The organism is Neisseria sp. HMSC03D10 (assembly GCF_001807625.1).
In the GTDB taxonomy this organism is placed as follows: domain Bacteria; phylum Pseudomonadota; class Gammaproteobacteria; order Burkholderiales; family Neisseriaceae; genus Neisseria; species Neisseria mucosa.
The window spans coordinates 6,889-17,293 of record NZ_KV789603.1 but is presented as its reverse complement, the minus strand read 5'-3'; the positions used below and the strand labels follow the sequence as shown (position 1 = coordinate 17,293).

At 53.2% G+C, this 10,405-nt stretch carries 8 protein-coding genes; 1 reads left to right on the top strand and 7 read right to left on the bottom strand.

All coding sequences use genetic code 11. The features are described from left to right. Positions 1 to 73: 73 nt before the first annotated feature. The 3 genes from HMPREF3066_RS10535 to grpE form a co-directional block, all read right to left on the bottom strand. Positions 74 to 1,606 carry a helicase HerA-like domain-containing protein gene (locus HMPREF3066_RS10535; RefSeq protein WP_060975085.1) on the bottom strand — a complete coding sequence of 511 codons (1,533 nt, stop codon included), beginning with the start codon at positions 1,604 to 1,606 and terminating at the stop codon, positions 74 to 76. Between the two features lie 176 nt (positions 1,607 to 1,782). After that, positions 1,783 to 3,714, bottom strand: a complete 1,932-nt coding sequence (dnaK, locus tag HMPREF3066_RS10530; RefSeq protein WP_060975086.1) for a molecular chaperone DnaK — start codon at positions 3,712 to 3,714, stop codon at positions 1,783 to 1,785. 303 nt (positions 3,715 to 4,017) lie between these two features. Beyond that, entirely contained in the window at positions 4,018 to 4,581 is a 564-nt protein-coding gene (gene grpE / locus HMPREF3066_RS10525; RefSeq protein WP_070442825.1) for a nucleotide exchange factor GrpE, read from the bottom strand. 171 nt (positions 4,582 to 4,752) lie between these two features. On the opposite strand from grpE, the gene cysE reads away from it, so the two are divergent. Beyond that, positions 4,753 to 5,568, top strand: a complete 816-nt coding sequence (gene cysE, locus HMPREF3066_RS10520) for a serine O-acetyltransferase (RefSeq protein ID WP_070442822.1) — start codon at positions 4,753 to 4,755, stop codon at positions 5,566 to 5,568. A 305-nt stretch (positions 5,569 to 5,873) separates the two neighbouring features. Here cysE and HMPREF3066_RS10515 read toward each other — a convergent pair whose 3' ends face one another. From HMPREF3066_RS10515 to pmbA, 4 genes are all read right to left on the bottom strand, one after another. After that, on the bottom strand, positions 5,874 to 6,482 hold the full coding sequence (locus HMPREF3066_RS10515; RefSeq protein ID WP_199901638.1) for a phosphatase domain-containing putative toxin: 609 nt from the start codon (positions 6,480 to 6,482) through the stop codon (positions 5,874 to 5,876). A gap of 83 nt (positions 6,483 to 6,565) precedes the next feature. Then, positions 6,566 to 7,570: a tRNA dihydrouridine(20/20a) synthase DusA gene (gene dusA / locus HMPREF3066_RS10510; protein WP_070442819.1), complete on the bottom strand. Its 1,005-nt coding sequence runs from the start codon at positions 7,568 to 7,570 to the stop codon at positions 6,566 to 6,568. Positions 7,571 to 7,694: 124 nt separating this feature from the next. After that, complete coding sequence (locus tag HMPREF3066_RS10505; RefSeq protein WP_060975702.1) at positions 7,695 to 8,876, bottom strand: glycosyltransferase; 1,182 nt, start codon at positions 8,874 to 8,876, stop codon at positions 7,695 to 7,697. Positions 8,877 to 8,962: 86 nt separating this feature from the next. Continuing rightward, entirely contained in the window at positions 8,963 to 10,294 is a 1,332-nt protein-coding gene (pmbA, locus tag HMPREF3066_RS10500) for a metalloprotease PmbA (RefSeq protein WP_070442816.1), read from the bottom strand. Positions 10,295 to 10,405 lie beyond the last annotated feature (111 nt).

Sequence of the window (10,405 nt, the reverse complement as noted above, 5' to 3'; positions counted from 1 at the left end):
AGTGTCCAAGATTTGGGGGCCAGTTCAAACCGATTGTCAGGCTTTCAGACGACCTTTGCCTTCTTTTTACGCCTTATTTTTTAAACATATTTTTAATGATGCCCATCACACTACGGGAGATGGCATTGGTCACTTGGCGGTTGATTTGGCTGCCGATGGCATCGGCGACGTTGTAACCCAAGCCCTGTCCTGACTTTTTACGTCCGCCGCTCAAGCCGCCGAGCAGTCCGCCGAGTATGCCGGGATCCGCATTGGCGGCTTCTTTTTCAGCGGCTTTTTGCGCTTTTTCCTGCTCTTTTGCCGCCGCTGCCGCCTCTTTCTCCGCCGCAGCCTGACTGTCGGCTTCGGCTAAGGCTTCAAAGGCGGAATAGTTGTCCACCATGTCTTTATAGGTCGGATACAAATCGTCGTTTTGGAACAAGCGGTTGCGCTCTTCGGCAGCAAGCGGGGTCAAGGAAGATTGCGGCGGCAGGACAAGCGCGCGTTCTACCGGCTCGGGCATACCTTTTTCGTCGAGAAAGGAAACGAGTGCTTCGCCGACGCCCAGTTCGGCAATCGCTTCGGCAACTTTGATATTCGGATTGCTGCGGAAGGTTTCGGCAGCGGCCTTAACCGCTTTCTGGTCACGCGGGGTGAAGGCGCGCAGGGCGTGTTGCACGCGGTTGCCGAGCTGTCCGAGGATGGTATCGGGCAAATCGAGCGGGTTTTGGGTCACAAAATACACGCCCACGCCTTTGGAACGGATCAGGCGCACGACTTGTTCGACCTGCTCCACCAGCGCATTGGCGGCGTTGTCGAACATCAAATGCGCTTCGTCGAAGAACATCACGAATTTCGGTTTGTCCAAATCGCCGACTTCGGGCAGGGTTTCAAACAACTCCGCCAACATCCACAGCAAAAACGCGCTGTACATACGCGGCGAGCGCATCAGTTTTTCCGAATTGAGGATATTGATGACGCCTTTGCCGTTGTCGGTCTGCATCCAATCTTGCAGGTTGAGCGACGGCTCGCCGAAGAATTTTTCCGCACCTTCGTTCTCCAGCGTCAAAAGCTGACGTTGAATCGCGCCGATACTGGCGGCGGAGACGTTGCCGTATTGCGTGCGGTATTCCGAAGCGTGGTCGGAAACGTGTTTCAGCATACTGCGCAAGTCTTTCAAATCCAGAATGTGCCAGCCTTTGTCGTCGGCGACTTTAAACACAAGGTTCAGCAGGCCTTCCTGCGTGTCGTTCAAATTCATCAAACGCGCCAGCAGCAGCGGGCCCATTTCCGAAACAGTCACGCGCACCGGAATGCCGGTTTCGCCGTAAACATCCCAAAAGCGCACGGGGAAGCTTTGCAGCCATTGCTCGCCCAAACCAAACTCGGCAATGCGTTCGCCCACTTTGCCGCTGGCAGCACCCTCCTGCGCGATGCCCGACAAATCGCCTTTGACGTCAACCAAAAATACGGGAACGCCCTCGCTGCTGAAGGCTTCCGCCATACGGCGCAGGGTCACGGTTTTACCCGTACCGGTCGCACCGGCGATCAAGCCGTGGCGGTTCGCCATTTTGCCTTGGATTTCAAGTGTCTTATCGCCCGCGCGCGCGATGGGGAATGTCGTCATGAAGGTTTCCTTTGATTGGATGGTTTGAAAAATAAGGTTATTTTCTTATGTTTCCACACACAGGGCAACAGATAGGCAGAAGGTCGTCTGAAAAGTTTTCAGACGACCTTTTACTATAAATAATTCAAACAAAAAGCGCGAACCTTACGATTCGCGCTTTTTTCAGACGACCTCAATTATTTCTTGTCGTCTTTTACTTCTTCAAAGTCGGCATCTACCACGTCGTCGTCTTTCTTGGCGGAAGACGGTTCGGCTTGTGCGCTTTCGCCTGCTTGGGCTTCGGCTTGCGCTTGTGCGTAAACCATTTCGCCCAGTTTTTGGCTGGCTGCGCCCAGTGCTTCGGCTTTGGCATCGATGGCGGCTTTGTCGTCGCCTTTCACGGCTTCTTCGGCTTCTTTCAACGCGGCTTCGATTTTTTCTTTCTCGGCTGCGTCGAGTTTGTCGCCGTAGTCGGCCAAAGATTTTTTCACGGAGTGAATCAGGGCTTCGGCTTGGTTGCGGGAAGCGACCAATTCAGTCAGTTTTTTATCTTCCTCGGCATTGGCTTCGGCATCTTTCACCATGCGTTCGATTTCTTCTTCGCTCAAACCTGAAGAACCTTGGATGGTGATGTTGGCTGCTTTGCCTGTGCCTTTGTCTTTGGCGGAAACGTGCAGGATGCCGTTGGCGTCAATGTCGAAGGTTACTTCGATTTGCGGCATGCCGCGCGGTGCGGGTGCGATGTCGCCCAAGTTGAACTGACCCAAAGATTTGTTGGCGGAAGCACGTTCGCGTTCGCCTTGCAGTACATGGATGGTTACTGCGCTTTGGTTGTCTTCGGCGGTAGAGAACACTTGCGACGCTTTGGTCGGGATGGTGGTGTTCTTTTGAATCAGCTTGGTCATCACGCCGCCCATGGTTTCGATACCCAAAGACAGGGGCGTTACGTCCAGCAGCAATACGTCGCTGCGGCCGCCGCTCAATACTTCGCCTTGAATCGCTGCGCCTACGGCAACGGCTTCGTCAGGGTTCACGTCTTTGCGCGGTTCTTTGCCGAAGAAGTCTCTCACGGCTTCTTGTACTTTCGGCATACGGCTTTGACCGCCGACCAAAATTACGTCGTCGATGTCGCTGGTGCTCAAGCCGGCATCTTTCAATGCGGTGCGGCAAGGCTCGATAGAGCGGGCAATCAGGTCTTCAACCAGGCTCTCGAATTTGGCGCGGGTAATTTTCATTGCCAAGTGTTTCGGGCCGGTTGCATCCATGGTGATGTACGGCAGGTTGATTTCGGTTTGCTGGCCGCTGGACAATTCGATTTTGGCTTTTTCGGCAGCTTCTTTCAGACGTTGCAATGCCATCACGTCTTGTTTCAAATCAATGCCTTGGTCTTTTTTGAACTCGGCGATGATGTAGTCGATGAGGCGTTGGTCGAAGTCTTCACCACCCAAGAAGGTGTCGCCGTTGGTTGCCAATACTTCGAATTGTTTGTCGCCGTCGAGGTTGGCGATTTCGATGATAGAAATATCGAAGGTACCGCCGCCCAAGTCATATACGGCTACTTTGCGGTCTTTGTTGTCGCCTTTGTCCATACCGAATGCCAAAGCGGCTGCGGTCGGCTCGTTGATGATGCGTTTTACGTCCAAACCGGCGATGCGGCCTGCGTCTTTGGTGGCTTGACGTTGGCTGTCGTTGAAATAGGCCGGAACGGTAATCACGGCTTCGGTTACTTTTTCGCCCAAATAAGCTTCGGCGGCTTCTTTCATTTTACGCAGGACTTCTGCGGAAACTTGCGGAGGAGACAGCTCTTTGCCTTGCGCTTTCACCCATGCGTCGCCGTTGTTGGCTTTGATGATTTCGAAAGGCATGGATTCGATGTCGCGTTGGACTTCTTTGTCTTCAAATTTATGACCGATCAAACGTTTGACGGCGTAGATGGTGTTTTTAGCGTTGGTTACGGCTTGGCGTTTGGCCGGTGCGCCGACGAGGACTTCGCCGCCGTCCAGATAAGCGACGACAGACGGCGTAGTGCGTGCGCCTTCTGCGTTTTCAATAACTTTGGTTTGACCGTTTTCAGAGATGGATACACAAGAGTTGGTTGTACCTAAGTCGATACCGATTACTTTTGCCATATTGATGTTGCTCCTAAAAAGATTTTTCTAAGTTAATAATCGTGTGGAACATTTTGTTCCGTTGACCTGTAAATAAGGTTGCCCGATATTTTTTCAAGAGTTTTGTTGAAATTTTTTTTATATAAAATTCAAAAAGCTAAACTATTTATCCACAGGTTGGTATTTTGTTTTTCAGACGACCTTGTCTTTCTTTTCCGATTGGGCATCATCGGAATGATTTTCCAAAAGCGGGATTGGGGCTTGAGGGGCGGGGAAGGGTCGTCTGAAAATTTTATGCTTGATAAACTTCATCAAGCGGTGCCTTCAGGATTCTTGTTTCGCCACGACAACCATCGCGGGACGTAATACGCGGTCGGACAGGGTGTAGCCTTTTTTCATGACGCTGACGATGGTGTTCGGCTCTTGCTCGCTGACGACCGCCTGCATTGCCTGATGTTGGTGCGGGTCGAGTTTGTCGCCGGGCTGCGGGTTGATTTCTTTGATGTGTGTGGCGTCAAACGCTTTTTGCAATTCGTTCAGCGTCATTTGCACGCCCATTTTCAGCGCGTCGAAATTGCCGCTTTGGTCGAGTAGCGCCATCTCGAGATAGTCTTTGACCGGCAGCATTTCGGCGGCGAATTTTTGTCCGGCAAACTTGTGCGTATCGGCGATTTCCTGCTGATGGCGGCGGCGCAGGTTTTGCTCGTTCGCCAGGCCGCGCAGTTCGCTGTCTTTCAACTGCCCTTCCAACTCGGCGATACGTGCCTGAAATTCTTCGTAAGTCGGCGGTTCGGCAGCTTCGGGTTGTTCGGTATTGGGGTTTTGGGCGGCTTCTGCGTTTACCGCCTCTTCGGCTTCGTGTTGATATTGTTCGTGATGTTCGCTCATTTCATGCATCCTTTGGAATGGTTTGAATCGAATGCTACTTTATATAAGGTCGTCTGAAAAAACTTCAAGCACACGGAAACCATCATAAGCATATTCCGCAATGCGCTATCGCAAATCGTTGATAAAAGGTAAGATACGCCGATACCTTCCTATTTTCAGACGACCCCCGACATGAAAAAAGACCACCTGAACACAACCGATTTCAACCTCTGGCATACCATCCGCGAAGAAACCGCCGCCGCCGCTGCCGAACCGATGCTGGCGAGCTTTTTGCACCAAACCGTGTTGCGCCACGACTCGCTCGATTCCGTCCTCGCCTACCACCTCTCCAGCAAACTCGGCAGCCCGATTATGGACGTGCGCGCCCTGTTTGAAATTTACCAGCAGGCATTGGGCAGCGACGCGCGCATCAGCAACTGCGTCGAAGCCGATTTGAAAGCCATTTACGAACGCGACCCCGCCTGTGACGAATATTCGCTGCCGCTCTTGTATTTCAAAGGTTTCCACGCCATTCAGGCGCACCGAATCAACCACTGGCTCTACCAAAACGGCCGCAAAACGCTGGCGTATTTCCTGCAAAACCGCATGTCGGAAGTGTTCGGCGTCGATATCCACCCCGCCGCCCGTTTCGGTCATGGGCTGATGCTCGACCACGCCACCGGTTTCGTCGCCGGCGAAACCGCCGTGTTGGGCAACAATATTTCCATCCTGCACGGCGTAACGCTCGGCGGCTCGGGTAAGGAATGCGGAGACCGCCACCCGAAAATCGGCGACGGCGTGATGATCGGCGCGAACGCTTCGATATTGGGCAACATCCGCATCGGCGACAATTCCAAAATCGGCGCAGGCAGCGTGGTCGTTGCGGACGTACCGTCGTCAATCACCGTCGTCGGCGTACCTGCCAAACCAGTGGGGCGTTCGGTCAAAACCCCATCGGCGGACATGGACCAGAGTTTGCAGGGTACGGCGATGGATTTTGTGATTTGAACTGAATCGCCTGATAAGGCCGCAGATACGAAAAGGTCGTCTGAAAACCTGATGTATAAGGTTTTCAGACGACCTTTTTCTATACGGCCGCCACACTTATCTGGAATACGTCACCCGCCATTAACCACCCTTTCTCATGGAACTGAATCTGATTTTGAATTTCGGCAACCGTTTTTTTCAAATACCTGCTTCTGAAGATTTCCGATGGATCTCTGCCTGAGCGGGAATAATGCACCAATCAGTATGTTGTCTCTAAAAATCAGCTTGGCAGCCAAAGTCAGGATTGGATTTATAAGTCAGCGTTATTACCCCGATACTGCATTCCGCTCGTTGCTGCGCAAGCGTTCCAAATGGTTTTTGACTTCCTGTACTTTTGCTTCGGTAAACAGGTTGGCGATATTTTTCCAAATGCTGTGATAACCGTAGGGACCGTGCTGCATTTCGGCTTTTGCCTCTTCAATCTGCCAGCCTTGGTAAAGGATGCGGTACATTCCGGCAATCAGCCCCGTCCTGTCCGCACCGTGGTAGCAATGGATGAGGACTGCGCCGTTTTGTTGCTGTTTTTCAATCAGGTACAGGATTTCGGCGATGTCTTTAGGTTTGACGTTCCACGACAGCAGCGGGCGGTTGATGATGTTGATGCCGTATTGCTTGAGATAGTCGTCGTCATTGCGGTCGAAAAAGCGCAGATTGACGACGCTTTTGATACCCTGCTGTGAAATGGTTTCGCCGTCCTCGGGGACGGGCTGTTCGCTGCGGTAGAGTTTGTCGTCGATACGGTAAAGGTTGGCATCTTGCTTGACGGATACTGCCCAAAGTCGGGTATTCATGGTTCGTGTTTCTTGAGTGGACGAGGCTTGGCAGGCGGCAAGCAGGAAGGCTGAGAAGATAATCGGTATGGTTCGTTTCATCATAGGGATGGATTCAAAAGGTAAAAAGGTCGTCTGAAAAAGGAATCTGTTTTCAGACAACGTGTTTGATGTTTGAGAAAACCGCTTTATTCCCATACGTTCGCCCGCTCGACCTCTTTCCACGCGTCGAGAATCAGGCTGCCGTCGTTGTCTTTCAACAGCGTCGCGTCGGAAAGCATACGCCGCCAGGTGCGGGCGTTTTTCAGGCCGTGCATCAGCCCGAGGCTGTGGCGGACGATGTGGCGCAAGATTGTGCCGCGTCCGGCTTGGATTTGGGCTTGACTGTATGTGTAGAGGCGCTGCACCAAATCGGCGTATTCAATCGGGCTGCGGGTATCGCCGTAAAACAGCCTGTCCCATTCGTGCATGACCATCGGGTTGTGATACGCCTCGCGTCCGACCATTACGCCGTCAACGTGTTGCAGGTGTCCGGCGATTGCTTCGTTGGTGGTGATGCCGCCGTTGATGATGATTTCCAGATCGGGAAACTCTTTTTTCAAGCGGTAAACGTAATCGTATTTCAACGGCGGAACGTCGCGGTTTTCTTTGGGTGAAAGGCCGTCCAGCCATGCGTTGCGGGCGTGGACGATGAAGGTTTTGCAAGCGGTTTTGTCGCGCAGCGTGCCGACGAAATCGGCGACGGTTTGGTATTCGGTCTGCCTGTCGACGCCGATGCGGTGTTTGACGGCAACGGGGATGCCGACCGCGTCCTGCATGGCGTTGAGGCAGTCGGCAACCAGCATGACTTCGTTCATCAGACACGCGCCGAACGAGCCTTTCTGTACGCGCGGGCTGGGGCAGCCGCAGTTGAGGTTGACCTCGTTGTAGCCGTATTCTTCTGCGGCTTTGGCCGCTTTCGCCAAATCGGACGGGTCGTTGCCGCCCAGTTGCAGGGCGACGGGCTGCTCGCCTTCGTTGAACATCAAAAAGCGGTCTTTGTCGCCATAGACGATGGCGCCGGAATTGACCATTTCGCTGTAAAGCCATGTGTTGCGGGTAATCTGGCGGGCGAGGTATCGGTAGTGGCGATCCGTCCAGTCGAGCATGGGGGCGACGGAAAGGCGGCGGGACGGGAGGTTGGTTTGAGACATTATGTAGTGTGTAAACAGTGTTTCAGACGACCTTTGTTCTTGAAGGTCGTCTGAAAAGGAAACGGATTAAACGGATGCCAAGACGGCGGAAAACCGATGCGTCAGATTGGCTTTATAGCAAAACTTAAGGTTGCTTTTGCTTTTCTCCGACGATTTGTTCAAATGTTCGGATTAAGCTTGAAGCGATAACCTCTTCGCTAAACTCCGCCAAACAATCTCGACGCAGTTTTTCATGATCGAAGCGTTCGCGATTTTCATACATTTCAATCAATGCATCGGTAAGCGCGGGGATATTTTCGGTCGGCACCAAAATACCGTTCTCGGGCGTAACGATGGATTGCGGACCGCCGCACATGGTGGCGATGACGGGCAAGCCCTGAGACAACGCTTCAATAAACACGACCCCGAAGGTTTCCGTGCGGCTGGCAAGGACGAAAGCGTCGCTTTGGCGCATCAAATCTAATACTTCGTCCGTAGTGAGCGCGCCGAGGAAGCTGACGGCATGCGTAATGCCCAACTCTTGTGCCAAACGGCGCAAATTGGCGGCTTCCACGCCGTCCCCGCCGATTTTCAATTTGAGGAAAGGATATTTTTCCAACGCTTTCGCAAAGGCCGGCAGCAGGAGGTCATGCCCTTTCAGATGGCGCAGATGCGAAACGGTACAGAAGGTGTAGTCTTGGTTTCCTTTATCGGGAAACGTGAAATCCCGTGCGAAATTGTCGCCCAGTACGTTGGGCAGGTATTCCCATTCCAAACCGTATTTTTCCTTCAGCAGGCGGCTGAAATCGCGGCTGACGGCAAAACGCGCGGCACTATGTTCGGCAGCGAGGCGCATGATCGGCCATTGGTGAGGCCGTATGAGGTTGCGGGTAATGGTGCTACTGTGTTCGGTAATGACGTAGGGAATACCGTAAGTCTTATAAATTTCGTAAGCGAGGATACCCGCGTAGTTCATGGAGTGTGCATGAACAATATCGGGGCGGCCGTTTTCACGCACATACCGCGCAAATGCCTTCATCCCCGCGCGCACCCAGCGGATGCGGTCCAAATCAATAACAGGAAAACGGGGGAAAAAATACATACTGTCGTAAGCGTAGGTATTCAACCCGCCCTGATTGTGTTTCCGGATGCCGTACGGACCGGTAAAAATAGATTTGGTATGGACGCGCAAATAGCGGAACATCGGCGCAATCACCCCGACTTTCAAACCTTTTCGCTGCAAGGCTTGTGCTTGAAGACGGAAAAAGATTCCGTCCACATCGGTTTCAGTTTTGGGATACCAAGAAGGAATAACGGCAACGTGCATGAAAAAACTTTCGTAATAATCAATCTGAGGTCGTCTGAAAAAACATTCGCCGTTTTCAGACGACCTTTTTAATAACCGGGTAAAACCTACTCCCCCGCCACGGTCATGCTCTCAATCAGTACCGAACCGATTTTGTTGGAAGAGCGGCGCAGCGCGTCGTTGGCAGTGCCGACGATGCCGAGGTACATATCCTGCAAGCGGCCGGCGATGGTGATTTCTTGGACGGGGTGGCTGATGACGCCGTTTTCCACCCAAAAACCCGCCGCGCCGCGCGAGTAGTCGCCCGTGATGGTGTTCACACCCTGACCCATCAGTTCGGTAACCAACAATCCCGTGCCCATTTCTTTCAGCAGGTCGGACTGCGTTTCGTGCGTATGGTTCAAATAAAGGTTGTGTGCGCCGCCGGCGTTGCCCGTGGTCTGCATACCGAGTTTCCTCGCGCTGTAACTGCTGAGGAAATAGCCTTCGACAATGCCGTCGCGGATGACGAAACGCGGCCGCGTGGCGACGCCTTCGGAGTCGAAATAGGTGCTGCCGAAGGCGCGGGGGATGTGCGGTTCTTCGCGCAGGCTGAGGAAATCGGGCAGGACTTTTCTGCCTATGCTGTCAATCAGGAAGCTGCTTTGGCGGTAGAGTGCGCCGCCGCTGAGTGCGCCGACGAGGTGTCCGATAAGGCCGCCTGCGACGGTGGTATCGAAGAGGACGGGATAGCTGCCTGTCGGGATGCTGCGGCTGTTCAGACGACGTAAGGTACGCTCGGCGGCGGTTTTGCCGATTTGCTCGGGGCTGTCCATGTCTTGATGGCGGCAGGCGGCATCGTACCAGTAGTCGCGCTGCATGCCGTTTTCGTCGGCGGCGACGATGCTGCACGAAATGCTGTGGCGCGTGCCTTGTTGGTGGGCGGTAAAACCGTGGGTGTTGCCGTAAACGTATTGGTAATGTCCGGTCTGAACACCTGCGCCTTCGGAGTTTTCGATACGTTCATCCGCGCTCAGGGCGGCTTGTTCACATTGTTTTGCCAACTCAATGGCGGCTTCCGTGCTTAAATCCCATTCGTGATAACGGTCGAGGTCGCCGACGTATTGCGCCATCAGTGAAGCATCTGCCAGACCTGCGCAATCGTCTTCGGCGGTGTAGCGGGCGATGTCAATAGCGGCTTTGACGGTGTCTTGCAAGGCTTTTTCGGAGAAGTCGGCGGTGCTGGCGCGACCTTTGCGTTTGCCGACGTACACGGTAATATCCAGCGATTTGTCTTGCTGGAACTCGATTTGTTCGATTTCGCCCAGCCGTACGCTGACGCTTTGTCCGATGGATTCGCTAAAGTCGGCTTCGGCAGCCGCCGCGCCCATGTTTTTTGCCAAATCCAAGGCGTGCCCGCATAAGCCGGTCAGCTCGGAGGCGGTGTGGTTGAACAGCATAAAAGGTTTCCTGACAGAGGTTTGCGGCATTTTAACCGTTTTCAGACGACCTCGGCAAAAATACCGCCACAGAAGATACAGTGGATTAAATTTAAATCAGGACAAGGCGAC

Excerpts from the sequence above, each read along its gene's own strand:
- HMPREF3066_RS10535 (WP_060975085.1), bottom strand. The coding sequence starts at position 1,606 with ATGACGACATTCCCCATCGCGCGCGCGGGCGATAAGACACTTGAAATC.
- dnaK (WP_060975086.1), bottom strand. The coding sequence starts at position 3,714 with ATGGCAAAAGTAATCGGTATCGACTTAGGTACAACCAACTCTTGTGTA.
- grpE (WP_070442825.1), bottom strand. The coding sequence starts at position 4,581 with ATGAGCGAACATCACGAACAATATCAACACGAAGCCGAAGAGGCGGTA.
- cysE (WP_070442822.1), top strand. The coding sequence starts at position 4,753 with ATGAAAAAAGACCACCTGAACACAACCGATTTCAACCTCTGGCATACC.
- HMPREF3066_RS10515 (WP_199901638.1), bottom strand. The coding sequence starts at position 6,482 with ATGATGAAACGAACCATACCGATTATCTTCTCAGCCTTCCTGCTTGCC.
- dusA (WP_070442819.1), bottom strand. The coding sequence starts at position 7,570 with ATGTCTCAAACCAACCTCCCGTCCCGCCGCCTTTCCGTCGCCCCCATG.
- HMPREF3066_RS10505 (WP_060975702.1), bottom strand. The coding sequence starts at position 8,876 with ATGCACGTTGCCGTTATTCCTTCTTGGTATCCCAAAACTGAAACCGAT.
- pmbA (WP_070442816.1), bottom strand. The coding sequence starts at position 10,294 with ATGCTGTTCAACCACACCGCCTCCGAGCTGACCGGCTTATGCGGGCAC.